We start from the raw sequence: 25,705 nt of genomic DNA, 5'->3' as shown, positions 1-25,705 counted from the left end.
TTTATGCTAATTCGGGCCTATTGATTTTAATCATTTGACTAGTTCTATATTATTTAGAAACGTATTTAAATTGACTTTTAAACGGTTGGAACTGTTCCACCATCAATAGTATATTCACTTCCTGTAATGGAACCGGCTCGGTCGGATACCAGAAAAGCAACAAGCTCAGCGACTTCTTCTGGTAGTCCTGGACGACCAATTGGAATTCCTCCCAACGAGTCCATCAGTTGCTTTAATGCACTTTCTTGGTCGCCTGTCGTCTCAGCAATCCGATCAATCAACCTTTGTGCTGCATTCGTTTCGATAAAACCTGGCGCAACTGTATTAATACGAATGCCTTGAGGCGAAAACTGCTTGGATAATCCTTTGCTGTAAGTGGTTAAAGCTGCTTTGGCCGCAGCATAAGCCAACGTTGCATCATACAGAGGTAAGCGACGTTGAATGGATGAAATATGAATAATAACACCGAACCCCTTTTCCACCATAGCCGGTAGCAGCCCACGGTCTAAACGGACGGAAGCGAACAGATTGGCGTTAAAAGTTTGCTGCCAATGTTCGTCCGTCAAAATAAGAGCTCCGCCTGATGGGGCTGACGAGCCTCCAACATTGTTGACAAGAATATCTACACCGCCTAGGCGCTCAAGAACACCGTTCACCACTTTATCTACACCTTCAGGCGAACTAATATCGGCGGGAATAAACAGGTCTGGATTTTCTAAATGAACTGGAGTAGTTCGAGCCGTAGTTATTACGGTAGCACCTGCAGCCGTAAGTCTCTTAGCAATGGCCTCGCCCATTCCTTTAGTACCGCCTGTGACCAAGGCTTTTTTGCCTTTAAATTCACTTAAAATGCTTTCTAATTGAAAACTCATGCGAATATTTCCTCCTGATTTTCACTTTTTTGCTGAAAATACTTCTAGGTATCCCCGTTCTGAGTTAACTTGTCTTGGGAACCTTGTATACCTTTGACAATGACACCTCGGTACCGACCTCCGCGAAGTCGATGCTTTAGGGCTTTTTGATAGGCTGGACTATTGTACCAATCTTGTGCTTCCTCAAAAGTGGGAAATTCCAAGATGGCCAGCCCTTCAATCTCGGGTCCCTCTAGAATCTGGTGTGTGCCATACATGGCAAGAGGTTTGACGGAATGCCCGGCCAAACCTGCCGGTGCCAACTGAGAATAGCGTAGGAGTTCACTTTGATCAAAACTCTGTTCCCGTATAAAAACAACATAAGCGGGCATATACGCTTTTCCATCCTTCTTATTTTTAAATTACTTTATGGAAGTGTAATAATGAGTTCTTTAATTTTATCGTTGTTTACTAGGAATTGATGTTTAAGAAGGAGTGGGTTGGGAAGATTCGATTTGTCAAAGTCCCCGTTTACTTTTGCAGTTACGACAATGTAATTATTCGTGTAATCCGTATCCACGATCTCGAAGGTGACATTCGGCCCTATTATTTCTGCTTCACACCATGATTTTATGGCATTCATACCTTTGATTTCGCGATGGTTATCCAAGATCAACGCATCTTTATCAAAAGCGGAAGTAAAAGCCTCAAGCTGGGTTTTGTTCGCTGATGTAAAGTAAGTTTCTACTGCTGCTGGCATGGTTCTATGTGGATTCATTGATCCTTCAACCTCCTATGGTGAGTATGTTGTGAGAGATAACTACAAACTCATCATAGCAGTCATAATATGACTACATCGTGTCATGTTTTAAAAGGATCATTTAAATTTTTTTTCATTGTTTCTAGATGAGACAATAGTCTTGTACGTACTTGTTCGGGGCTAACCTCTGTAAGGAGGGGGCCAAAGGATAGCAGATAACTGTCCAGCCAATTACCTACAGGAAATTGTGCCGTGACGGTAAAAGAGCTGTTTTCCTCCTGAGTAATCGTTTTCTCAGCAAATTCGTCGTACACTCGGTGAGCACCTTGAGCAGAAATTCGAAGAGTCACTTCGATTGTATGAAGTAAGTTGTTTTGCTTTGTATCTGCAGACGTGTTACCACCGTTCTTGGCTCATAACTAGTTTCGGTAACTTCAATATCCTTCATTCGGCTAATCTTAAACACACGATGACTTTCTGTATGTAAACAGTGACCTTCCACATATCGTTCGTTTGGAAACCTCAAAATGCTTTGCCAATTCTTCAGCAGTCACTTTTTTCTTATGGAGTAACATATAAACGATTTCAAAATGTCTGCTCAACGACATTCGCTTCACCTCTCTTGGTAGCATACACCTTATAACATGACATTATAAAGTCATATTATATGATTTTGCGTTGTTTCGAGCTTCGAGGATCTCCATAGGTACGATCGGAATGATGTGTCCTAGCCTAATGTACGCTGCTGGTTTAAGTGTACCTTTACATAAGAAAGCAAAGTATGTTTTTTTGATGGTAGAGGTTGTAAAAGGAGGGTATCGAAAATGTCGGAGCTAAGACAACAAATTCTAATCCTACACCTAGCCATGCCTGATTTAGAATCTTCAACAGTTGCTTGGGCGCTGTATGATGGTTCGCTTCCAGAGAGCCAAAGGCAGATGAATACCGGGGATCAGCAAGAACCACCCTATCCATCCGTGCTTCATGCAATGAGAGACGGATGGTTCGTCATTCAATTAGCAGCATTGCCTGTTTATTTACGGGGGAACGAGCACGAATCTGGGCATCTGCCATACGAGTACGTCTTGGAGAGGAGAGTTGCTGTCCAATGAAACTCATAGGAAAAGAGCACTTACTATCGGCCAAACAAATGGCCAAATTCGTAACAGACGGGTACTTGCTGGTGGAGGATCTCGTGCCTCAGGAGTGGAATGAGCTTGTTGATGAAGAGCAGCGGCTGGAAAACATCCCCGGGCACTTATATTGGAACCAGTCTCAATACATCCAGAAGGTGTTCGCGCTGCCTCAAGTCAAAGGAATAATTCAAAGTTTAGTTGGCGAGTATTCGATCTATGATCATTCTTACTTGCATGTAGTAAAACCCCAGCACAGCAAAGCGCAAGAATGGCATGCGGATTCCATCATTGATACAAGAGATTACGGCTTTGACATTCAAGCCTTCTATTTTGCCCACGATGCCCCAGAGGAGATGGGACCAACGCTTGTTCTTCCAGGTTCTCATCTGCGTAGAGTTAATACGTCTAGTATCGGCCGATATAAAAACATTAAAGGTCAGAAAAAGATGGTGTCCAGAGCCGGAACGATGTTTTTCGTTCACCAAGGCATCTGGCACTGCGCTCAGCCTAATTCTACGGATAAGACGCGATTCGTGTTTAAGCTGCGGTTACGTCCCGGGCAGCAGCAGCGTGCGTTGTTTAACACCGATGGCTATAGGGATCCGGAGGTTACGGCGATCCTGGATAGAGGCTATGAGCAATGGCAAGGAAATGAGGCAAGGCTCGATCATGTCATGCGGGCAAAGCTATGGCGTTACGTCACAGGTGATGATCACATCGATGTCTCGTTTGAACATTCACTAACCAGAATGAACATCACCATATGATAAATGGAAGTGATTCCCCCGGCAAACGCCGGGGTTTTTTTATTATCCGTACAGATACCGCTTCATTTTTGGAAAAATGCCTTATTTCGACAGACAATGTCTCGTTTTCGTTTTATAATAGCCAAAATTGAAAGCGTTTGCGTTAAATAAATTCTGGTCATATATGCCAATTGAGGTGAATAATCCGTGTTGAAGCTGAAGTTTAATCTGAAATTCAAGCATTCCCCCATTTTCAGAAGCTTCCTTATTTCTTATGTGCTCATCTTGCTTATCCCGATGCTTACAGGGTTCATCTCCTATTTTGTTTCCTCGGATATTATTAAAACCAATTCACTTGAGGCGAGCGCGATGCTGCTGAACCAGAGCAAGGACATTTAAGACAGAAGAATGGAAGAGGTTGAAAATATCACAAGGCAGCTTTCACTGGACCAAGACCTGAATTATTTGCTGAACGAGCAGGTGGATGTGGATTATTTCAATGTTTACGCACTTTGGAAATCTTGGCGCAATACCTCGGCATATAGCTTGACCAATAACTTCCTAGAAGATTTCTACATTTATTTGAACAATTATCAAGTTATTTTTACACCCTCTGGTGTTTTTGTGCGTCCTGATGATTACTTTGATTTGTACCATTATCAGGATATGGAACGCAGCCAGTGGAAACAGGAAATTCTGGGGAAAATTCATCGCAGAGAGACCTTGCCGTCGCAACCGTTCATCAATAATGGAAAAAAAACAAACGTGATCACGTATTTGCAGTCGATTCCCTTTGATACCTTTCAGCATTCGCTTGGAACGGCTGTCATCTTGATTGACGAAAGTGAAATTGCCAAAATGCTGCATCGTGTACCGGAACAATATGGGGGCTGGGCCTATATATGTGATAAGGAAGGTAATACTATTGCTAGAGTCGGCATCGAGGATTCGCAAATAAAAGCACTACATATACCGGATCTTATCGGCAAAGGTTCAACCAACACCTTAGTTGAAGACAAAACGCTGCTCATTTCCTCAAAATCAACCTATAATGGGTGGGTATACGTCGTTGGTTTGCCAAAAAACACCGTCATGAGGCAGTCGGCGTTCATCGCAAAGGTGACGTGGACGATAACCGCTTCTACATTATTGCTAGGGATTGTGGCCGCATTGTTATTTGCTTACAGGAACAGTGCTCCGATAAACCGGATTGTCACGGTCTTTTGGGACCAAGCCAGTCAAGCCGGTTACAAAGGAAAGAATGAATATGATTTTCTGCAAGGAAACATCTCTAATTTACTAGCAAGTCAAAAGTCACTCGAGGAGGAGCTAAAACGCCAGCAACCCTTATTGGAGGATGCTTTTGTTAAGCGGCTCCTGAAGGGAGAGTTTGACTCTCTCCAGGAAGTGCGGACATTATTGTATTCACTACCTAACATGAATTTGAAAGGAGATGCCGGTTATGTAGCGATCATCCGAATTAACGGCTACAGCGGTCTAGTCAGTAAAGAAATTATTCACGAGCTGAATGCAGCCAGATTACTAATGAAAAAGTTTCTTCATGAGGTTGAGGGTGTATTTCAACTGAATGTGACCGATATAGATTTGGATAAAATGGCTATTTTGATCACTTTCGGCGAAGCGGTCCACTCTGCGGAGGCAAATGAGCTTGCAGCCGTGTTTGACCAGCTTCGGGATTATGTAAAGGCGGAGTATCGGATTCAAATTACAGTTGCGATCGGCAGCAGCTTCCAGGCGCTCTCCGACAGCAGTCGTTCATTTGAAGAAGCGAGACAAGCACTTGATTACTCGGTTCTGTTTGAAGAAGCAAAAACAATTTGGTATCAGGATGTGATCAAGGAATCAACAACATATTATTATCCAATCGATATGGAGCTACGGATCATGAATGCCGCTAAAATCGGCGAACTTCAAGAGGTTCATCGGATTTTTGAACAGCTGCTGGAGCAGAATTTCTCGGAAAGGCAGTTATCAGCGGAGATGGTTCAGCAATTATTCGGCGAATTAAAAGGGACTTTCTTTAAGTTGCTGCTGCATAGCCCGTTTACGGATCAAGCCGTATCGGAAGGGTTGAAATCCCGCGTGGAGCAATTACAGTTATCAACAAGCTTGGACCGCTTCCGTAATGAAATTCTGGGGCTACTTGAGGCGTTCTGCAATAGGGTGTTGAAGAAAAAAGAAGATAGCACTGGAGAAATAATTAGCAAAATTGTGACCTTCCTGGATAGTCATTATCCTGAATCTGATTTAAATCTTTATCGGATTTCGGTAGCTGTTGAACTCCCGGAGAAATACATTTCGCAGTTATTTAAGGAGCAAACTGGTGAGAATCTATCGGACTACCTAGAGAAGATCCGCATTAAAAATGCGACTGATCTTCTCTTCAACAGCGAGCATACGATTGATGAAATTTCGCAGCATGTCGGCTATAACAGCGCACACGCGTTTCGGAGAGCGTTCAAGCGTGTATCGGGTGTCTCGCCTAGCATTTACCGAAAAACCGTAAATTAATTGTTTATATGCTGTTAGAGAACCCTCATAACATTTACAGCTGAATGAAGATAATTACGTAAACGGCGGGTTCCATTGAATCCGTCGTTTGATGTTTCATTTAGTAATGTCCCCGTTAGAAGGAAGTGTACCTTCCAGCTAAAAGACAGGTGTACCCTTCATTTTGAGGTGTACCTTTACGGTGTAGTGGCAAATGTGGTCTTGTAGACATATAGAAAGCGCTACCAAATTAGGAGGGATTGTTTTGAAAACAGTAACGGTCAGAGAGGCACGTGCTCCGAGTACTACGAAGAAGTCTAAAATTTGGACAGAAGCGAATAAGAGCTTCCGGAAGCATTGGCAGTTTTATTTACTCATCCTACCAGCCGTTCTTTATTTTATTATTTTCAAATACATCCCGATGCTGAACGCCGTTATTGCATTCAAGGATTACAGCGTCGTCAAAGGGATTTGGGCGAGCCCTTGGGCCGGGTTCAAGCATTTCCATCTGTTTTTCAACAATCCGCAATTTTGGGTTCTGATGAAGAACACACTGTTCCTCAGTCTGTATCAGATCGTCATCGGGTTTCCACTTCCCATCCTGTTAGCTTTGGCACTGAATGAAATCCGGAACGGGATTTTCAAAAGGGCGGTCCAACTCGTTACCTATGCACCTTACTTCATTTCAACGGTTGTCATGGTTTCGATGATTATGCTGCTTCTCTCCCCGAGATTGGGGGTTATCAACATTATTTTGCAAAGCTTCGGACTGGAAACGATCAACTTCCTCGGTATACCCAATATGTTCCGTAGCGTCTATGTATGGTCGGACGTTTGGCAGGGTGCGGGATACTCAGCTGTTATCTATTTGGCCGCACTTGCTGGGGTTGATCAATCGCTGTACGAGGCAGCTAAAGTCGACGGGGCTTCCAGATTTCAGAAGATAATCCATATCGATATTCCCGGCATTATGCCAACGGCTGTCATTATTTTGATCTTAAGTGTAGGCAACATTATGTCCGTCGGGTTCGAGAAAATTTATTTATTGCAAAATCCGCTTAATCTGGAAACGTCCGAAATTATCGCCACCTACGTGTATAAGATCGGGTTGTTGAATGCGAACTTCAGCTTCGCTACGGCTGTTGGTTTGTTCAATTCCGTTGTCAACCTGATTTTGCTTTTGCTGGTTAACTCGCTCGCAAAAAGAATTTCCAGTTCGAGTCTTTGGTAAAAGAGAAAGGAGGCGTCGACATGCTTGGGTATGGGCGCAGCATTCGTGAATCGAATGGGGATCGGTTATTCCTTGCGGGCGTGTATGTATTTCTAGTTATCGCGCTTATCGTAGTTCTTTATCCGTTAATATTCATTGTTAGCTCGTCGTTAAGCAGTCCGCTCGCGGTTTCATCGGGACGAGTCTGGTTATGGCCGGTGGATATAACACTCGACGGATACAGGGTCGTCTTGAGCAATCCGCAAGTGCTGAAAGGCTACGGGAACTCGCTGTTTTACGCCTTGATGGGCACCTTAATTAGCGTTACGTTAACGGTCGTTTTGGCTTATCCTTTATCGCGAAGGTCATTTTTCGGCCGTAATGCGCTTATGATTTTCATCACGTTTACCATGTTGTTTTCCGGCGGTTTGATCCCTACTTAATTGGTCGTCAAACAGCTCGGGCTGCTCGATACAAGGTGGGCTCTGCTCATCCCTCAAGCGATCTGGGTATGGCAAATCATTATTGCCAGGACGTTCTTTCAGTCATCGATTCCCGAAGAGCTGGCGGAAGCGAGCGAAATAGACGGATGCACCGATTTACGCTTTCTGTGGAGCGTTGTGCTCCCGCTTTCCAAGCCTATCATCGCAGTGCTGATCTTAATGTATGCGATTGGACAATGGAATGCTTACTTTGATGCATTAATTTATTTGAAATCACAAAGCCTTTATCCACTTCAATTGATCCTTCGCAGCATTTTGATTCTTAATTCGGCGGCTTCGAGCAACATCGATGCGGCGGAACAGCTGAGGAGACAACAGTTTGCTGATTTGACCAAATACTCACTCATTGTTGTAGCAAGCTTGCCCGTTTTGGTTATTTATCCTTTCGTGCAGCGGTATTTCGTAAAAGGGATGCTGATTGGCTCTGTGAAAGGATAAATGAGAGTCTGTGAATAAATTAGAGGAGGTGATGCAGGGCAATCAAACAGGAAGTAGAAGTTTATAATTTAAAAAATGGCACATGCAGGGGTTACCACTTGACAATGAAAGGGAGAGGGCGTATTTGAAAAAAACAGTACCATTCCTAATGATAATGTTGCTTGCTATCAGTCTAGTTCTCGCGGCTTGTTCATCCCCAACTGATTCTGATAAGAATACTCCGGACGCCAAGGATTCACCAAAAGCGGTGGGAAGCAACAGTTCGGTAGCAATCAAAATTTTCGCACAACAAGACGCGAATACAGATTTAGCGACAAACAGCTTCTCGAAATTAGTTGAAGAGAAGTTTAATATTAAATTTCAATGGCAGACGGTTCCTTTCGACGGTGCGGCCGAGAAACGACAAATATCTCTTGCAAGCGGAGACTACCCGGACCTCTACATGCTGATACCGTGGGTTGATAAATTTTCACAGACGGATATTCTACGCTACTCGCAGCAGGGTGTTATTCTACCGCTTGACGACCTGATCAATAAATATGCACCTAACGTGAAAGCGGCGTTGGACAAATTCCCGTACTTTAAGGCCATGAATACCGCGCCGGACGGCAAAATTTATGGATTGACGCAATTGATCGAATGCTACCACTGTTCCTATCCGAATAAAATGTGGATCAATTCCAGCTGGTTGAAAAAGCTAAATCTCCAGATGCCAAAAACGCTGGACGAATATAAACAAGTATTGCAAGCATTTAAGTCGAAGGACCCGAACGGCAACGGGAAAGCGGACGAAGTGCCGTTGAGCGGTTCAATCGAGGATTATGGCGTTCATATTATTCCGTATTTTATGAATGGTTTCATCTATAACGACGATAAAACGTATCTGTTTTTGAACAACGGGAAAGTGGATATGGCGGCTAATAAAGCAGAATGGAAGCAAGGCCTGCAATTCGTTAAGTCGATGTATGATGAAGGTCTCATCGATAAAGGGGCGTTTACGCAAAATGCTGCGGCCTTTAAGAAAATCGGCGATAATGCCGAAGCGCAAATATTGGGCGCTGGCGCTGGCATGCATCCTTATATTTTCGTTACTGGTGGATCGGATAACTCTAAAACTTATGATGCAGTTCCACCGTTGGCTGGACCAAACGGAGCTTATGCAACTTACAATTACCCGAGTGATCCCGGCGCTACCTTCGTTCTGACGAATAAAGCGAGCAAAGATGCGCAAATCGCTGCGATTAAATTAGTCGACTATTTATTCACGCAAGAAGGTCAAATCCGTGGTCACTTCGGGGAAGAAGGCAAAGACTGGAGAAAACCAAAGGATACTGATGTTCCAGTTGAGAAGGGAGCCGCTTCCATATTGGCTACGATTCCTACTCTAACAGGTGAAACTCCCCACAACTCGTCTTGGAGCCCAATGGCGCAATATTTCCAACCTAAAGCATTCCGAGACGGGTGGATTGCAGCTACCGACATTTATGACACGACAGGCTACGAGCGTCGATTACAGGAAGCAACCCATCTATATGATTCTAAGCAACCCAAAGATGTGTTTCCACATTGGGCCATCTGGATCGATCCAACCACGGCCGATGAAGCAGCAATGCTGAAGACGAACATCAAAAATTACATTGACCAGAATGCGCTGCAGTTCGTTACTGGTTCGAAAGATTTAAATAAGGACTGGGATGCGTATGTAACTGGCTTGAATAAATTAAATCTGAAACGCTATCTGGAAATTATGCAGCAATCCTACGATAAATCATTCAAGAAATAACGTTGCAAGCAAAGCGATCCCGTGCGGCCCAGTGGTCGCACAGGATATTTTTTATTTTGGTCAGTCGTTTGAAGTCCTGCTGGATTTCAAGCATGCTCAGGATTTTTAATCTAAAAAGGACAGTTCTTTTTCTTGCTTTCAAATTGTAATTCTTACCAAAAGCTCAAACGACATGATTGTCGATTTTGTGCTTTTTTTTCTATAGGTAGATACCCAACAGCTGCTGAGAACCGTTATCCAATGCATATTATTTCCATAAGGCGGAGACGATAAAGATATCATAGTGAGGAGTGGAACAGCTTGATTACTTCAACTACTTCGCCACAAACGAATCTTCCGATAAGCCAGGTCCTCTCTGAGAATGAAGATCAGCTCAAATATGAGTTTCGCAATTGTTCAGATATTCAAATTCGAGCCTTACAAAGCCCAGCATCTTTAAATTGTTTGGTTGTATACACCGATGGTTTGATTGATGCCAAATTATTGGAACAGGTCTTGATTCCATCCATTTCATCCTTGAATTCGACCAATAGGGATGATTTGGCATTTAAGTATAAAGAAATAGTAGATCTATCTGAGGTTACGGAAGGTGTTCTCGAGGGAAAAGTAGTTATTCTTCTAGAAGGCCAATCCTTTGGATTTCTAGCAGAACTGAGTGATTATAAACAAAGATCTGTGGAAGAGCCAACCACTGAAGCTTCAATTCGAGGACCTAGAGAAGGCTTTACCGAGTCTCTACGTACCAATACTAGCCTTATCCGAAGAAAAATTAAAAGCACACAGCTTAAATTTCAAGCGTATGAAATAGGTACTACCACTAAAACACCAATGGTTCTAGTTTATATGGAAGGGTATGTGATCCCTGAAGTTTTAGCAGAAGCAAGGAAGCGAATTAATAACATTCATACGGATCGGATATTTGATTCTGCATATGTGGAAGAATTCATAGAAGATCATCCTATGTCTGTGTTCCCGCAAATTCTAAATACCGAACGTCCGGATACTGTTGCAGCAAGTTTGATGGAAGGGAAAGTAGCACTAATCGTAGACGGATCTCCAAATGCCTTAATCATCCCAATGACATTCTGGTCTGGGTTTCAATCCGCTGAGGATCATTACGAAAGATTTATTTATGTGTCCGCCGTAAGATGCCTACGTATCTTATTGGTTTTCCTGTCCATTTTTCTGCCTTCCGTCTATGTAGCGCTTACTACGTTTCATCCTCAAATGATTCCGCTTAATCTCATGATGAGCATTGCGGCATCCAGAGAAGGACTACCCTTCCCGACGGTTGTAGAAACTCTTCTCATGGAAATGATGTTCGAAGGACTGCGTGAAGCCGGTTTGAGACTTCCTAAAGCAATTGGCTCAGCTGTAAGTATCGTAGGTGCGCTAGTCATCGGTGAGGCTGCTGTTCAAGCCGGCTTCATATCCGCACCCATTGTCATGATTGTTGCTGGAACAGGAATTGCATCCTTTGCCTTCCCGAGATACAGTTTGGCGCTCCCGTTCAGACTTCTTCGATTCCCCATGCTTATTGCAGGCGGTCTTCTGGGCATTTACGGTGTAGCCATGGGTATTGTTTTTATTCTTATTCATCTCGTAACGTTAAATTCGTTTGGCGTACCCTATTTGAAGCCAATCGCTCCTTTTACCAGAAAGCAGTGGAAGGACACCCTCATCCGTATGCACCATAGATTCATGAAGTAATATCCCATTTATGTGATCAAAACCTAATGAGAATGGGGAGAAGTACTATGAGAACTTTCAATTTGAGCTGCCCATTATTGTTTATTGTTATCTTCTTGACAGGCTGTTGGGATCGAACTGAAATTAACGACTATGCGTTCTGGGTCGGGAGTTCCATCGACCTCAATGAGGACGGTTCATTCAAAGTGAGTGCTCAAATTGCCATTCCTTCACAATTTAGAAGCACTGGGGGAAGTAAAAGTGAAAAAGAGAAGGCTACGATTGTGGTTTCGGCAACGGGAAAAAGTTTGATTGAAACTCTTCAAAATATTCAAGAAAAATTGCCGCGCAGAATTTTTGTCGGACATCGAAGAACTATATTTTTTGGTGAAAAAATGGCTCGTTCTGGAATAAAGAATGCAATTGACCAATTTGTTAGAAATCCTGATACACGCTTGCGGACAGATGTTTTCATGGTACAGGGTGGAGAGGGCAAGGATGCTCTGGAAGTGAGTAGTCCGTTTAACCCTTTCTCGGCTGTAGCTGCTGTGGATCAGGACAAGTACTGTCGCGTTGGTGATACTGTACTTCGTGATCTAATCGTAGACTCAACTAGAGACGGAATCAGACCGAGTATGCCGGTAATCGAAGTGAATAAGAAGGAGAGAAATACTTTTATAATCCAAAAAGCAGCTATGTATAATAAGAATCTAGAAATGGTTGGTACTCTTGGGCAAATTGACTCCATGGATATGTTTTGGATAAAGGGAGTTCAGCGTGATCGATATATTACGGTTGATATGGAACACGGTATTTACTCGATCTACGAATCTAACTTAAGGAGTCATATCACGTCCGAAATTAGCGATGGTAAACTTAATTTTGTGGTTAAACTAACTGGGAATGGACGAATATTGGAGAATACGACAAGAACCAACCCCTCTTCAGCAAATCAATTACCTGGAATTGAGCATGAAATAAATAAAAAAACAAAAGAACACATCGAAAAAATGATAAAAAAAGTGCAAGAGAATTATGGTCAAGATGTATTTGGTTTCGGAGAAGTATTGCATGAAGAGCATCCGATTGTATGGAAATCAATAAAAAATCGTTGGGATCAGGAATTTCCTCTTGCCTCCGTCACAGTGGATGTACGTCTGAAAATAAGAAGTACTGGGAATATAGGGAAGTCGCTGGATTTGTAGAAAGGAGCCATTATGAAGATTTCTAACTGGCAATTATTTTGGCTGCTGTTAACGGTAGAAATCAGTATGACGATTTGGCTGACGATTTCACCGGCCATTCGCACTGTCAGGCAAGATGCCTGGATCTCTTTATTGGTGGCTGCTGTTATAGGCTTAACAAGCACTTTCGTAGCTTTAAAGGTAAGCTTCCGTCACGCAAATTTGACTATTGTTGAATTTAGTCAGCTATTACTGGGGAAATGGATTGGTAGATTCATTTGCCTATTATATTTCATTGGTTGGTATACAGTAGCTGCTGTGATTCTGAGGGATGTGTCGGATTCCATTCAAAGTGTGCTCTTTCACAATACGCCATGGTGGGTTATTTCATTGGTCTTCGTTGTGGCTATGAGTTATATCAACTATAAAGGCAGCGTTGAAGCGATAGCTCGTTTCAGTGAAATTGTGGGCCCTTTATTTTTATTGGGCATTATCATAACCCTTTTATTGAATCTGTCTAATGTGCATCCTAAACTTCTTTTGCCTGTCTATTTTGATTCAGGGGCGATTAATATTCTAAAAGGCTCCATAACCAATGCCTCGTTTCTTGGAGAGTCGATTTTAATCATGATGCTCTTCCCTTTCTTAACGAAGCCAGACCGTGCACTGAAACCGATATTGCTAGCCATACTTTTGCCATCTCTCATAGGAGTTATCACAGCGGTTATGATTGTAACAACATTTGGAACTCAATTAGGAGGAGAACTCCATTATCCCTATTTCACAATGGTTCGATTCATAGCATTTCTAGAGTTTATTCAAAACATGGATGTATGGATTATATTTGTATGGATTTTTGCTGTATTCGTAAAAATGTCCCTTTATTTGTTTGTGAATAGCTATGGCATAGCACAACTATTCCATATAACGAAATGGAAGAGACTAATAGTACCTGTCGCAGGAAGCCTCCTTTTGTTATCGTTCATTCCTTCGAATTCCGTATATGCGATGGAATATGCCACTCAAGTGTGGATCAAATACGTCTTCCCTATAAATATCATTGCATTACCGATATTTTTCTATGTAGTTGGACGAATAAGGCGGATAAATGTATAGGCGACCGAAAAAGCTTTTAATTAGCTCGGAAACATGCCAGCTTTGTTCCTCCAATACAAAATGTCCACCGCATAAGAAATAAGTTTGAATAGGAATGAGTTGCTTACTAAAGGCATGAGCACCCTCCAACGTAAAAATAAAATCGTTTTTTCCCCAAGCTATGAGCGTAGGAGGTTGATAGGTTCTCAAGTATTGTTGCCAAACAGGGTACTCTTCTACATTTTTTCTATAATCATAGCCTAGCTCTAGTTGGATTTGGTTGTTTCCAGGTCGGTTAAGTAAAGACTGGTCCATCATATATCCATCAGGGCTAATCAGGTAGGGTTGACACACACCAGTTAAATATTGTTTTTTTGTGAAATCAAATGTTACAAGCTCGGAAAAAGCCGCTTCTGTTACTGGGTTTCGGTTAGCCCAAAGTGCTTTGAAGAGATCGAATGGTTTCCCTAGCCCTTTCTCATCAGCTACTGCATTCTGAATAACGAAACCAAGAATCTGCGTTGGATTGCGGATAGCCAATCTGAATCCGATAGGTCCTCCATAATCATGGACATACAATATATAGCGAGAAATGTAGAGCTTAGCGATTAGCTTTTCAATCACAAGGGATAAATTCTCGAAAGTGTACGGATAGTCTTCCGTTGATGGCATGCTGCTATATCCAAATCCAGGGTAATCAGGAGCGATGACATGGAATCTGTCTGCCAGTTGTGGAATGAGGTTTCTGAACATATGGGAGGAACTTGGAAATCCATGAAGAAGGATAATGGTCGGATTGTACGAATACCCGGCTTCACGAAAAAATATTTCTAATCCATCGATATTCATTTTTTTATACTGCACCATGATGTCAACTTCCTTTCGTACCGCTCATATTCCTTCATATGAAAAGTATGTGTAGAAGATGCTGTTCATGTGCTTTCTTGTTGAAAATGCTAAGGAAGAAACGGTTTTGCAGGCAATTATCGTTAAAAGTACCATTAATAAAAAACATGCAATTTGCAGGAGGCTAAATTCATCGTTAAACTGCCTCTAAAAACATTATTTCAATCTTAAAAAGAAAAGGGTCTTGCATAAACCATCAACGGTTTGCTCAAGACTTTTTTACATATTGGGGTTGACTTAAAGTGCACTCTAAGGTTTAAGAAGGGTTACGTTGGCGCAGATGAGCCGACTTTGTATATATCATTCTTTTCAAATAATCTCCATACTTGCTCTGCCATAATCTGAGGTGAATGTGGCATGTTATTTAGAATCCACCATTCCACAGTACCGACGAAAGCTGAAGCCATAAATCGTGTAATCAATTCCTTATCCAGTCCCTGAGTAATTTCCTGTCTATCTATCTTTTCTTTTACGTTAGCTGCAACGATGGACGTATCGGAGTCTCTAACTGGTATTTCATATTTATCTTAGAACTTGAAAGCGTAATAAGATAGGCCAAGTCCTTAAAATCAAGCGCTTGACATGGAGTATACTCCAAGTAATATGCTTGAAATCAAGCGAAAGGAGGCTAGATATGGAACCCACATTTACGATTGCAGAAGTTTCTCGAAAAGCGGGATTGAGTCAAGACACAATCCGATATTACGAGAAGATCCAACTGCTTCCCCCATCTGTATCAACATACTCGATGCGCATAAGAAGCAAGTGGAGTCTCAATTAACTGAAATACATGCTACTTTAGATATCTTAAATTATAAACTGAATCACTTTCAAAATATAAAAACAGGAAAACTTATAAAAAACTAAATTGATGGAGGAATTGTAAATGCAAAGGATTAGGAATAATGAATTAACCATTCAGGCGCCCATTCATTCAGGTTTTGGACCACGAACAACGGCGAAGGAGGCATTAGGCGGGGAGGATTTAAGAGGCAAAGTCGCCATTGTGACGGGTGGCTATTCGGGCCTCGGTCTTGAGACATCTCGTGTTCTGGCCGAATCCGGTGCAACGGTTATTATACCTGCACGCACACCGGAAAAGGCGCGAGCTTCCGTCTCGCGTATTCCGGGGGCTGAACTGGAAACATTGGATCTTTTAGATCCTGCTTCCATAGATGCTTTCGCGCAGCGCTTTCTTAACTCGAATCGTCCCTTGCATATTCTTATCAATAGCGCAGGTATTATGGCCTCACCGCTTGCACGAGACAAACGCGGCTTTGAGTCCCAATTTGCAACGAACCATTTGGGGCATTTCCATTTAACGGCGCGTCTTTGGCCAGCCTTAACTAAGGCAAAGGGTGCAAGAGTCGTATCTGTTTCTTCCAGAGGCCATCGGATCAGTGGAATAGACTTCAATGACCCCAATTTTGAGATACGCGAGTATGACAAATGGAAAGCTTACGGGCAGTCCAAAACGGCTAATGCGCTATTTGCAATCGAGTTAGATAAGAAAGGGATAAGTTATGGCATCAGGGCTTTTTCGGTACATCCAGGAACCATCGTAACCGATTTGTCACGTAATTTATCCGATGAAGAAATGCGAGCAATGGGAGCAATGGACGAGAATGGAAAGCGAGTTCTTAATGAATATAATGAGGAGTTTAAGACAATAGAAGAAGGGGCAGCTACGATCGTCTGGTGTGCCGTAAACAAGCAGTTGGATGGAATGGGAGGTGTCTATTGCGAGAATGTCGATATTGCTAGGGCAGTTCCGGCAGATAGTCCGCAACCACCAGGCGTAAGGCCTTGGGCTACTAATCCCGAATTTGCTGAGCAACTCTGGGAGTTAAGTGAAGATCTAATCGGCGTGAAGTTTCCGGTTTAAAGGGAGACATTGAGAAACGGACTGGTCGTCCACCACAAAATCTTGAATCAATCCTCTCAACCGCATGCCAGTATTTTGCTCGTGAGAGATAAAAACCAAAACGGCTGCCGCGGGGTAGCCGTTATTGCGCTAACGGGAGGATAGTTATAGAGCGTTGCCAGGTGAACTGCTCCTTATTGAGTGTCCAATCGGTTATAAAATTCTATCTAACAATTCTCCTACTTGTTCAGCAAGAATACGAGGTGAATAAGGCATGCCATTTTTTATCCACCATTCCACTACACCTACGTAAGCATTTGCAACAAATTCAGCAATTACATCCTCGTTTTGACCCGAATTTTTGCCTTTTGTTATATCCACGTCTTTTTTGAACGCTTCAATATTATGTTGAACAAACCGACTGCGAAAATATGGAGCTCCTCCGCTCGCCAACATCGTCGAAAAAAACAAATAATTACTTTCAAGATATTCCATGCAATGTACAGTGGATTCAATCCAATCCATTTCAGTTTCCGACTCACAAAAATTACTCATGTTATTGATATGTTCTTCTATAATCTTATCCAGAAGATCAAATTTATCTAAGTAATGAAGATAAACAGTTGCACGGTTAATATTTGCTCTGTCAGAAATATCCTGAATAGTAATGCTATGGAAATTTTTTTCTGACATCAATTCAAGAAATCCTTTTTTTATTGCTTCTTGAGTTCTTAATATTCTTCTATCCACTGTTGCCATTTTATTAACACCATACCTTTCTTGAGATAGTCGACAATTTTTGTTGACTTGTTGTTTACACATCAAAACTGATTAAATTAACGAGCTTTATGCCTTGTGTTTTTTATGTGAATTATATAGATTATAGACAGATGTCGAGAATACATCAATCGTAGTCTTTATTTTAACATGAAAGGAGGAATACGGTTGAAAAGATTTTTATGGCTCTTTCCCAGTTTGGCGGTAACAGCTTCTATATTCTCCGCATGTGGAAGCAACAAAAATGACATAGGGAAATATCACAGGGCCGCTATATACAAGCCAGGAAGCGATTGAGGCGGCAAAAAACGGCAAACCGCTCCCTGATGGAACCGTCGCTACTCTTGTGATATATAAAGATGGAAAGCTTGACGAAACCCTCTGCGGGATGATTATAGGTTCACTTTAGATAGGATGAAAAGCTTCAAACTCGAGGATTGATGCTGGTCTTCATGTTATTGGCAATGGTGTTTATTGTTGTCTATGGTGTACAGGCTTCCATTAAGGAAAATATGGGTTACAAGCCCTTCATATATTACCCATTTGGATGGGGCGGAGAAGATTCTCTTTTGAACTTTATCAGGGATTATTTGGCGATAATTGTTAGCTGCAGAAATCAAAGGTGATAAAGGTGGGGGATTATGGAGAAACAAAAGAATTTACTGATACTGATATTAACCATCGGTGTTTTCGGTATCTTAAATACGGAAATGGGCGTTATTGGGTTATTGCCTTCCATTGCTGATCACTTTAATGTCAGCATATCAAAAGCAGGTTTGCTTGTAAGTCTTTTTGCTCTTACTATTGCTGTGTCTGGACCAACGTTGCCGTTATTGTTTACTAGGATAAATCGTAAGAAGGTCATGTTACTTGTATTAGGTGTTTTCGTTTTGGGAAACATTGTATCCATATTTACATCTAACTTTACCATTCTATTAATTGCTCGTATAATTCCGGCCTTTTTTCATCCAATTTATTGTTCTTTGGCATTTACAGTTGCTGCTTCCTCAGTAAGTAAAGAAGAAGCTCCAAAAGCTGTTTCTAAAGTATTTATAGGAGTATCTGCTGGTATGGTAGCCGGCGTACCGATCGCAAGTTTTATTGATAGTGCCGTTTCGTATGAAATGGCGATGGCATTCTTTGCTATTGTTAATTTTATTGTTTTCATTGCTACATTGATTTTTGTACCATCTATGCCTGTTGAAGAAAGACTTTCTTATGGGACTCAATTTTCCGTGTTAAAAAAATCTATTGTATGGCTTTCCATCGTGACTGTCATTTTATTAAATTCAGCTATATTCGGGGTATATAGTTATCTTGCTGAATATCTGAAAACAGTAACGAATATGTCTCCGAATACCATAAGTTTAACGTTATTATTCTTCGGTGGAGCCAATATTATTGGGAATATTGTCGCAGGAAAGTTACTTACTCATAGTGCCATTAAGTCTGTAGTATCTTTTCCTTTGTTATTGGGTGCTGTTTACATGATTTTATTCTTTACAGGACGGTTTACCGTATCTATGGAAATTTTAACTTTAATTTGGGGAATATTGGCCGGAGGGATAATGGCAAACATTAATCAATATTTAATTGCGTCTGCAGCTCCCGAAGCACCTGATTTTGCCAATGGATTATTTATTTCTTCCTGTAACGTAGGAACAACATTGGGTGCAGTTGTAGGCGGGTTATTTATATCAGAATTAGGTACCCAATACGTAGTATTGGTGGGATTTTTATCGTTAATATTGAGTGGGGCATCTATATCATTAAGAAATCATATATTTAGTTCTACAAAGCAAAAACTTGCTAGTTAAAGATTAATGAAGATGTGTCAATGCTTTAATAACAACCAACTACTCAGACCTCTTCCAATTTGTTTTGTTCTTGAAACATCAGACACCGATAGTTGAAATAGCGGCAGATTAAGACAATATTTTCTCGTCTAAGTGTGCCGCTGCGTCTCTATTTCATTTGGGAAACATCTCAGAAATCAGTCTGAGTGAGTTTTGCCTGAAAATACTGCTTTAATTTTCACTCATTAGCACCATTTATATAACATTGGGTTATCAGCGTTGACGAGGGCGAGAAAATAGCGACAGTCAAGGACTTTATTTCCTCGTCCATGGATGCCGCTGTATCTCATTTTGGAAGCAAATTGAATTTCCAATTCATAAGGATATGGCTACTTTGATCTTAAATAAGGCAGTGTTAAGGTCTCGTCACTTATAAAATTATTTTACAAGTGTAAGCTGTTCTCCTGGCTGGAGAGCGAAGCCTTCGATTCCATGCTCCTTCAGCTGTGCAGTGAAGGCTGCAGAATCTTGTACGATGCCTGGGAATGTGCTGTGATGAACAGGGATTACGTTCTTTGCTTGCAGCCACTTTGCTGCAATCAGGGCATCCTTAGGTCCCATTGTGTAAAAATCCCCGATCGGCAGTACCGCGTAATCAATATCGTGGAGCTCGCCGATCATTTTCATATCTCCGAACAAGGAGGTGTCGCCGGCATGATAAAGCGTAACTCCGTTCCAATCCATGACAAATCCGCCCGGCATGCCTGCATAGACGATGCTTTGGGAATCGTCAGCTATAATTGAAGAGCTGTGGAATGCGTGAACAAGCTTTGCTTTGGCAAATCCCAAGTCCACAGTTCCTCCGATGTTCATTCCGATCGTCTTCAAGCCCTTCCAAGAGTAATAGGTAGCGAGCTCAAAGGTGGCGATAATAGTTGCATCGTTAGCTCTGGCGATAGCTTCCGCATCAGCGGTGTGATCCGTGTGTCCGTGTGTAAGCAAGATGTATTGAACTTGAATGTCCTCGGCTTTCGCTTTGGCAACGGGATTGCCGCTCAGGAACGGATCGATGATGATCGAGCGCTCTCCATCCGAGATCTGAATGCAAGAGTGTCCGTGAAAAATAAGGTTCATTTTTTCTTCCTCCATATACTATTTATTATTCGCTTGACGACAACGTGAGTATATTCTTTATTTCTTTTTTTGTCAAATTACTGTAATATGAGGATAGCAAGTATTCTGGAAGGGGATCAAAAACCGAATGCTGTCAATCGAGAAGCAGATACTTTTCCTGCTGACAAAAAAGCGTTGTATGCATGCTAAAGAATTAGTACAAATTTATACGAAACGCGGCTATAAGGAGCAGTCAATCAGGAACGTTCTATCACGAATGAAGAAAGAAAAGTATATTCACGCAGAAGAGCGTTCCCTGTATTCCATAATGGACAAAGGGGAGCAGTTTTTATCCTTCGTGAACCGGAAACCGCGGCAATACGATGTGGACTGGAACCGCAAATGGTATTTTGTGCACTTCGAGGTACCGGAGCCAGAGAGGCAAAGAAGGGATCAATTCCGTTTGCAGCTGCTACAACTTGGCTTCGGTCAACTATATAAAGGCGTATATGTCTCTCCTTGGGATTACAGAAAGCAGCTTTTGTCATTGATTCATGCTGCCTCCATGGATGAATACGTCACTATCTCGGAAGCGTCGATTTTGTTTCGTGATATTACCCCTGAGCGGGCAGCCGACATTTGGCCTCTAGCCGACATCCATCGCTTGCATCAGGAGAAGTGGCAATGGTATCAAGACGAATTCGTGCCGGCTTTGAATAAAGAAATCAGGGGCAGGATGGATCCCTTAGAGCTGTTTGTCTTTTATTTGCATGTTGGAGAGATTATCAGCGAGATTAGCCTTAGGGATCCCATGCTCCCGGTGTCTTTGCTTCCATCCGATTGGATGGGTCATCGTGTAATCACTGAGTTGTATCGTTCGTTTCAGTCGTTTGCCACCCTCATCCCCAGCTCTTCAGAATATTATCAATTTCTCGTGTAATTACATGAGTATCTGGACAATTCTGCCCGTTATGTGAGCAAAGGCTGCCGTTTATGCCGGCAGCCTTTCAAAGTGAATAAAGGATAAAGGTATTCCACTTGCTAAAAGCAAATTCAATTTTGGTACTTTAAACTTCATAATAAGAGCGCCTCCTTGATGGTGTTGGGTTTCGAACCCGTGGACAAACCCATCATACCGAGGCGCTCTTTTTTTGACAAAGGCTATTTCTTAGCCTTAACAGGATATCTTCCGATTAAGGGTTCATAGTGAATTCTGAACTCGAGTCTGACTTTCCGTTTTGAATTGAGTCGTATTTCGATAATTTATAGTTTACAGCTTCAAAAGCGCGATCCAACTCCAATTGCTGTTTTTTTAGTTCCTCCTTATGCTTTTCCAGTATCGCTCTTCTTTCCGAAATGGTTGAATCGCCTTGAAGAGCTAAATCGACAATGTGTTTTAGCACGGCTACTGGCATACCGGTCACACGGAAACATGTCATTAAATTAATCCAATCTAAATCTTTGTTCTCAAAAATGCGGTTTCCATGCTCATCTCTTTGAATAAAAGGAAGGAGTCCTTCTTTTTCATAGTATCTAATCGTATGTGGAGGAATTCCGAGCCGTTCCGAAGCTTCTTTAATAGAAAGTCCCAAGCTAACATCTCCTTTCTTAAACCATATTTAAAATGAGGCTTGTCTTGTAGGCATCAGCTCGTATTAAGTTATTTTTTCATTATAACTGGTATTCCTAAATGAAAAGGTATTATACCTAGATGCCACGAAATCCCTGCTGCGTCGGCGCATTCTGTCGATTACGTTATTAAACCAGGATCGTTGGCATAAAAGCCGGCTAACAAAGAGATATTCGTAGATTGTTACCGAAAACGTTTTCGAAAAAAGTGTTGCAACCGTATTCAATCACATGCTATACTGATCATCGAAAACGTTTTAGGAAATAAGGGGGCTAGTGAGTGACCAATATAAAAAAAATAGCTAAACTAGCTGGCGTCTCCGTTTCAGCGGTATCAAAAGCATTAAACGGTTACGAAGATATAAAAGAAGAAACGAAAAAGAAAATTTTGGAAATAGCTAAAGAGATGGATTACGTTCCAAATTTCATGGCAAGAGGGTTAATCACCAAATCAACGAAAACCATTGGCGTATTTTTTGGCGATCAAACCAATTCCGGATTCGACAGTCCCTTTTTAGTTGATTATTTTAGTTCCATCAAGAATGTTGTCGGCGAAGCGGGTTATGATCTTCTCATCTTTACTAACCAAAAGCGAGATACGTCGAGCTACAAGGTCATGTGTTATGAAAAAGGAGTGGATGGCGTCATTCTCATTCTGACAGGAAATAAAAGGACAGATGAGAAGATTCACGAACTTCATGAGGCATTCCCAACAGTGTATATTGATAGTTTGCCACAGGCCAGCTTGAAAGTGAATTTTGTGGAATCTGATAACGAAGCGGGAGCTTGGGATGCCACGGAACATTTGATAAAGTTAGGGCACCGCAACATCCTGAAGATAGCGGGAGATACAATCGCTAAAGGTTCCTATGACCGCATTGAAGGGTATAAGAAGGCTTGTCAGCATTACGGACTATCCATCAAGGATAATTGGATTCAATATGGGAAATATTCGAGGGAGGAAGCTGCTCGGCTGACGAAAGAAACTTTTTCTCAAGAAAATGATTTTACAGCTGTATTTGCCTCAAGTGATTTAATGGCTTATGGAGTAATTGATGCGCTGAAGGAGCTAGGCAAACGCGTTCCTGAGGATGTTTCTGTTGTAGGCTTTGATGATATCGATTCTGCACAATATTTTAACCCGCCTTTAACCACGATTCATCAGAAACGTCTACAAATGGGGGAGACAGCTTCTAAGATCCTATTAGACATTATCCAAGATAACGATGGGACTATCCGACATGTAAGGATTCCTGCGCAGTTGATTGTTCGCGGTAGTAGTGCTGCACCAAAGTAATAATTTTTTTTCGGAGTTTTCGAAAACGTTTTCGATAAACTGTTGGAGGATCCGTACGACTTTCCTTCAACCATAGCGGGAACAATTTATTCATATAATAGGGGGGCATTTTCATGAAAAAAAGCAAATTAGTTATGGGAACCTTGGTAACAACGGTAGGACTTTCAGCGATTCTTAGCGGCTGTGGAAGCAGTTCTGCGCCAAAGACTGCTGATAAAGCGCAAGCAACAACAGGTGCTACTGCCGCTACTGCTGCTCCAACGGATAAGAAGGTTTCTTTCCAGTGGATGGCGCACACGGCGTATTCAGCGAAATCCTCAGACCCCAAACGGGTGGAGTATATTAACTCTTCATTAGAAAGCTATAAGAAAGCGCACCCAAATGTCGAAATCGATTCTCGTGATTATGACGGAAAAGTTTCCAACCTGATGATTATGGCTTCGGGAGATCGTGCTCCAGATGCTGCGATGATCGATGCCTATATGCTGCCCAAATTTTATAAATACCTACAGCCGCTGGACAGCTACTTTGAAAAAGCAGGTTTGAAGATTGATGATTTCTTCCCGTTTGCACAGAGTATTATGAAGGGTCCAGATGGGAAAATATATGGTATTCAGTTTACTACGGATACAAGGGTTTTATACTACCGTAAGGATCTCGTGCCAACTCCGCCTAAAACTTGGGATGAAGTGATTCAAGTGGGTACCAAGCTGAAAGCAGCTGGTTATGATGCCTTATTAATGCCAGCTGGACGCGCGGAAGCAGCTTCTGTTTCCGTTGTGCTTCCAATGTTCTTGTCGCAAGGCGGAGAATTGGTTAATAAAGACGGTAAGGCTGTTTTTGGTGAGGGTGCCAATCGTGAAAAGATGTTGAACGTTTTTAACTTCCTGAAAAAAGCAGCGGATACGGGTGTAACTCCGAAACGCGCAGCGAATATCAAGAATGAAGCTGATCAAAACGGGGATATTGCTACGGACAAAGTAGCTATGTTTATCGGGGGCAATTGGCAGGTTAACCAATTGAAGGATACGCTGGGCGCAGAGCGTTTTGCGAAGTATGCTGTAGCGCCAGTTCCAACGATGAGCGGTGACAATGCCGTAGCGATGTCAGGTGGCTGGGCATGGGGGATTTTCACTAAAGATCCTGATAAGCAAAAAGCAGCCTTTGATTTCCTTATGCAAACGTATATGGGCGACAAAGGTATGGCCAATTGGACAACAATCGGCGGTTATTTGCCTCCTCGCAAATCTGTATATGACAATGCTGAATTCAAAGGCAACGAGTTTACCAAAACGTTTCGTGAAATCATGGAGAAAACGGGTAGAGCTCGCCCAGCTTCTGATGACTATACTGTGATTTCCGAACAGCTTCAAATTGCCGCGTCGAGTGTGGTATCGGGCAGCCTATCGCCTGAAGATGCGCTCAATAATGCATGGAAAGTCCTATCTCAAAAGTAAGGGTTGTGAGAAAGTATGGAGAGTACTCACGAATCTTCAAATCATATGAAACGACATCAACCACTGTCTAAAATGCAATGGCCGAAGGCGCTGGGGAGCAATTCCCCGGTTCCTTGGCTTCTGCCAACAGCAATCGTCCTACTCCTTGTCTTTGTATACCCGGTCATTGAGGTCATTAGATCCAGTTTTACAAATGCCAATTTGATGGATCCTAATTATACCTATACCTTGCAATCTTATAGGAAATTACTGAATAATCCTGATCTGCTTCATATGATAAGCATTACATTAATTTTTGTAGCATGTAGTGTATTTTTTCAAATGTTGCTCGGTTTTATTATCGCACTTATGGTAGATCTGGGAAATAAGCGAAAGCTAATCGGAACCGTTGTGGTTCGGACAACTGTACTTTCGGCTTGGGCAATTCCCGGGGTTATTATTGGTATTATCTGGAGCCTGCTGTATAACGAATCAGATGCTGGAATTTTAAATTATGTAGTCACATTAATGGGCTTTTCTAAGATCTCGTTTCTGTCCGACCCTCATATCGCACTTGCTTCCATTACTTTAGCGAACATTTGGCGGGGAACGGCTTTTTGCATGATTATGATTTATGCTGGTTTTCAGACTGTACCTGGGGATGTACTGGAAGCGGCAAAAATCGATGGTACGACTTCGTTCCAAACATTAATCAAAATCATTATACCGATTCTAGCACCAATCCTGTTCATTAACATGATTACCAGTGTTGTAGCTACTTTCAACACCTTTGATATGGTGTCGGCTTTAACGGCAGGCGGACCTGGGAAAAGCACAGAGGTCATCGCTTTAAATGTACACTCTCAAATCTTCCAGCTTTTCGATTTAGGGCAAGGAGCGGCTACCGCGGTTATTTTGCTGCTCATCAATCTGACGATGACCGGCTTGTATTTTCGGTTTATTGAAAGGAAGTAGGGGGAG

Annotated in this window: 27 protein-coding genes and 1 pseudogene; 18 read left to right on the top strand and 10 right to left on the bottom strand. The window is 42.1% G+C overall.

All coding sequences use genetic code 11. From position 1 onward, the window contains the following. Positions 1-77: 77 nt before the first annotated feature. From ASD40_RS30025 to ASD40_RS38875, 5 genes are all read right to left on the bottom strand, one after another. Positions 78-872 carry an SDR family oxidoreductase gene (locus tag ASD40_RS30025; protein ID WP_057306792.1) on the bottom strand — a complete coding sequence of 265 codons (795 nt, stop codon included), beginning with the start codon at positions 870-872 and terminating at the stop codon, positions 78-80. A gap of 44 nt (positions 873-916) precedes the next feature. Then, the gene (locus ASD40_RS30020; protein ID WP_057306791.1) at positions 917-1,243 is read right to left on the bottom strand and encodes a DUF1330 domain-containing protein; all 327 of its coding nucleotides are present in this window, start codon (positions 1,241-1,243) and stop codon (positions 917-919) included. 35 nt (positions 1,244-1,278) lie between these two features. Then, entirely contained in the window at positions 1,279-1,629 is a 351-nt protein-coding gene (locus ASD40_RS30015) for a hypothetical protein (RefSeq protein ID WP_057306790.1), read from the bottom strand. An 83-nt stretch (positions 1,630-1,712) separates the two neighbouring features. Further along, a complete protein-coding gene (locus tag ASD40_RS38880; protein WP_057306789.1) occupies positions 1,713-1,925 on the bottom strand; it encodes a WYL domain-containing protein in 213 nt (70 codons plus the stop codon). A gap of 144 nt (positions 1,926-2,069) precedes the next feature. Next, positions 2,070-2,186, bottom strand: a complete 117-nt coding sequence (locus ASD40_RS38875) for an HTH domain-containing protein (protein WP_235549459.1) — start codon at positions 2,184-2,186, stop codon at positions 2,070-2,072. Between the two features lie 249 nt (positions 2,187-2,435). Between ASD40_RS38875 and ASD40_RS38040 the strand changes: the two genes are divergently transcribed. The 10 genes and pseudogenes from ASD40_RS38040 to ASD40_RS29960 all read left to right on the top strand — a co-directional run bounded on the left by ASD40_RS38040 (position 2,436) and on the right by ASD40_RS29960 (position 13,927). Then, positions 2,436-2,723 carry a hypothetical protein gene (locus tag ASD40_RS38040; RefSeq protein WP_057306788.1) on the top strand — a complete coding sequence of 96 codons (288 nt, stop codon included), beginning with the start codon at positions 2,436-2,438 and terminating at the stop codon, positions 2,721-2,723. Beyond that, on the top strand, positions 2,720-3,514 hold the full coding sequence (locus tag ASD40_RS30000) for a phytanoyl-CoA dioxygenase family protein (protein WP_057306787.1): 795 nt from the start codon (positions 2,720-2,722) through the stop codon (positions 3,512-3,514). Before ASD40_RS38040 ends, ASD40_RS30000 begins: the two co-directional genes overlap by 4 nt. A 186-nt stretch (positions 3,515-3,700) precedes the next feature. Beyond that, positions 3,701-3,892, top strand: a complete 192-nt coding sequence (locus ASD40_RS36755) for a hypothetical protein (RefSeq protein ID WP_057306786.1) — start codon at positions 3,701-3,703, stop codon at positions 3,890-3,892. Between the two features lie 9 nt (positions 3,893-3,901). Then, a complete protein-coding gene (locus ASD40_RS29990; RefSeq protein ID WP_057306785.1) occupies positions 3,902-6,025 on the top strand; it encodes a helix-turn-helix domain-containing protein in 2,124 nt (707 codons plus the stop codon). A gap of 355 nt (positions 6,026-6,380) precedes the next feature. After that, positions 6,381-7,235 carry an ABC transporter permease gene (locus ASD40_RS29985; protein WP_057307092.1) on the top strand — a complete coding sequence of 285 codons (855 nt, stop codon included), beginning with the start codon at positions 6,381-6,383 and terminating at the stop codon, positions 7,233-7,235. Positions 7,236-7,255: 20 nt separating this feature from the next. Continuing rightward, a pseudogene (locus tag ASD40_RS29980) lies at positions 7,256-8,155 on the top strand (carbohydrate ABC transporter permease). A gap of 124 nt (positions 8,156-8,279) precedes the next feature. Then, positions 8,280-9,938: an extracellular solute-binding protein gene (locus tag ASD40_RS29975; protein WP_057306784.1), complete on the top strand. Its 1,659-nt coding sequence runs from the start codon at positions 8,280-8,282 to the stop codon at positions 9,936-9,938. A 300-nt stretch (positions 9,939-10,238) separates the two neighbouring features. Continuing rightward, entirely contained in the window at positions 10,239-11,648 is a 1,410-nt protein-coding gene (locus ASD40_RS29970) for a spore germination protein (RefSeq protein WP_235549437.1), read from the top strand. Positions 11,649-11,695: 47 nt separating this feature from the next. After that, positions 11,696-12,832 carry a Ger(x)C family spore germination protein gene (locus ASD40_RS29965; RefSeq protein ID WP_057306783.1) on the top strand — a complete coding sequence of 379 codons (1,137 nt, stop codon included), beginning with the start codon at positions 11,696-11,698 and terminating at the stop codon, positions 12,830-12,832. Between the two features lie 12 nt (positions 12,833-12,844). Further along, positions 12,845-13,927: a GerAB/ArcD/ProY family transporter gene (locus tag ASD40_RS29960; protein WP_057306782.1), complete on the top strand. Its 1,083-nt coding sequence runs from the start codon at positions 12,845-12,847 to the stop codon at positions 13,925-13,927. Here ASD40_RS29960 and ASD40_RS29955 read toward each other — a convergent pair. Both ASD40_RS29955 and ASD40_RS38870 read right to left on the bottom strand, forming a co-directional pair. Further along, a complete protein-coding gene (locus ASD40_RS29955) occupies positions 13,877-14,773 on the bottom strand; it encodes an alpha/beta fold hydrolase (RefSeq protein WP_057306781.1) in 897 nt (298 codons plus the stop codon). The two genes, ASD40_RS29960 and ASD40_RS29955, sit on opposite strands and share 51 nt — an antisense overlap. A 305-nt stretch (positions 14,774-15,078) precedes the next feature. Then, complete coding sequence (locus ASD40_RS38870; protein ID WP_268795939.1) at positions 15,079-15,300, bottom strand: TetR-like C-terminal domain-containing protein; 222 nt, start codon at positions 15,298-15,300, stop codon at positions 15,079-15,081. Positions 15,301-15,446: 146 nt separating this feature from the next. Here ASD40_RS38870 and ASD40_RS37580 point away from each other — a divergent pair, with 146 nt between their 5' ends. From ASD40_RS37580 to ASD40_RS39160, 3 genes are all read left to right on the top strand, one after another. Continuing rightward, positions 15,447-15,593 (top strand): MerR family DNA-binding transcriptional regulator, encoded by a 147-nt coding sequence (locus ASD40_RS37580; RefSeq protein WP_156390234.1) that lies wholly within the window; start codon positions 15,447-15,449, stop codon positions 15,591-15,593. 105 nt (positions 15,594-15,698) lie between these two features. Continuing rightward, on the top strand, positions 15,699-16,697 hold the full coding sequence (locus tag ASD40_RS29945) for an oxidoreductase (protein WP_057306779.1): 999 nt from the start codon (positions 15,699-15,701) through the stop codon (positions 16,695-16,697). Between the two features lie 9 nt (positions 16,698-16,706). After that, positions 16,707-16,841 (top strand): hypothetical protein, encoded by a 135-nt coding sequence (locus tag ASD40_RS39160; protein WP_268795932.1) that lies wholly within the window; start codon positions 16,707-16,709, stop codon positions 16,839-16,841. A gap of 48 nt (positions 16,842-16,889) precedes the next feature. Here ASD40_RS39160 and ASD40_RS29940 read toward each other — a convergent pair whose 3' ends face one another. Further along, on the bottom strand, positions 16,890-17,435 hold the full coding sequence (locus tag ASD40_RS29940; protein ID WP_057306778.1) for a TetR-like C-terminal domain-containing protein: 546 nt from the start codon (positions 17,433-17,435) through the stop codon (positions 16,890-16,892). A 659-nt stretch (positions 17,436-18,094) separates the two neighbouring features. On the opposite strand from ASD40_RS29940, the gene ASD40_RS29935 reads away from it, so the two are divergent. Then, positions 18,095-19,270: an MFS transporter gene (locus ASD40_RS29935; protein WP_057306777.1), complete on the top strand. Its 1,176-nt coding sequence runs from the start codon at positions 18,095-18,097 to the stop codon at positions 19,268-19,270. A 417-nt stretch (positions 19,271-19,687) separates the two neighbouring features. Here the strand turns inward: ASD40_RS29935 and ASD40_RS29930 are convergent, their stop codons facing one another. After that, the gene (locus ASD40_RS29930; protein WP_057306776.1) at positions 19,688-20,383 is read right to left on the bottom strand and encodes a metal-dependent hydrolase; all 696 of its coding nucleotides are present in this window, start codon (positions 20,381-20,383) and stop codon (positions 19,688-19,690) included. A gap of 127 nt (positions 20,384-20,510) precedes the next feature. Here ASD40_RS29930 and ASD40_RS29925 point away from each other — a divergent pair, with 127 nt between their 5' ends. Beyond that, positions 20,511-21,302, top strand: a complete 792-nt coding sequence (locus tag ASD40_RS29925) for a PaaX family transcriptional regulator C-terminal domain-containing protein (RefSeq protein ID WP_057306775.1) — start codon at positions 20,511-20,513, stop codon at positions 21,300-21,302. A gap of 253 nt (positions 21,303-21,555) precedes the next feature. Here ASD40_RS29925 and ASD40_RS29920 read toward each other — a convergent pair whose 3' ends face one another. Continuing rightward, positions 21,556-21,954, bottom strand: a complete 399-nt coding sequence (locus tag ASD40_RS29920) for a MerR family transcriptional regulator (RefSeq protein ID WP_057306774.1) — start codon at positions 21,952-21,954, stop codon at positions 21,556-21,558. A 317-nt stretch (positions 21,955-22,271) separates the two neighbouring features. Between ASD40_RS29920 and ASD40_RS29915 the strand changes: the two genes are divergently transcribed. From ASD40_RS29915 to ASD40_RS29905, 3 genes are all read left to right on the top strand, one after another. Continuing rightward, entirely contained in the window at positions 22,272-23,288 is a 1,017-nt protein-coding gene (locus ASD40_RS29915; protein WP_057306773.1) for a LacI family DNA-binding transcriptional regulator, read from the top strand. A gap of 113 nt (positions 23,289-23,401) precedes the next feature. Beyond that, a complete protein-coding gene (locus ASD40_RS29910; RefSeq protein ID WP_057306772.1) occupies positions 23,402-24,745 on the top strand; it encodes an extracellular solute-binding protein in 1,344 nt (447 codons plus the stop codon). A gap of 45 nt (positions 24,746-24,790) precedes the next feature. Further along, positions 24,791-25,699: a carbohydrate ABC transporter permease gene (locus tag ASD40_RS29905; RefSeq protein WP_082562542.1), complete on the top strand. Its 909-nt coding sequence runs from the start codon at positions 24,791-24,793 to the stop codon at positions 25,697-25,699. The last annotated feature ends 6 nt before the right edge of the window (positions 25,700-25,705 follow it).

Origin of the sequence: Paenibacillus sp. Root444D2, assembly GCF_001426375.1 — a bacterium.
Classification (GTDB): Bacteria; Bacillota; Bacilli; order Paenibacillales; family NBRC-103111; genus Paenibacillus_E.
Note: the sequence above shows the minus strand (reverse complement) of the source record. Positions and strands in the feature narration are given on the sequence as shown.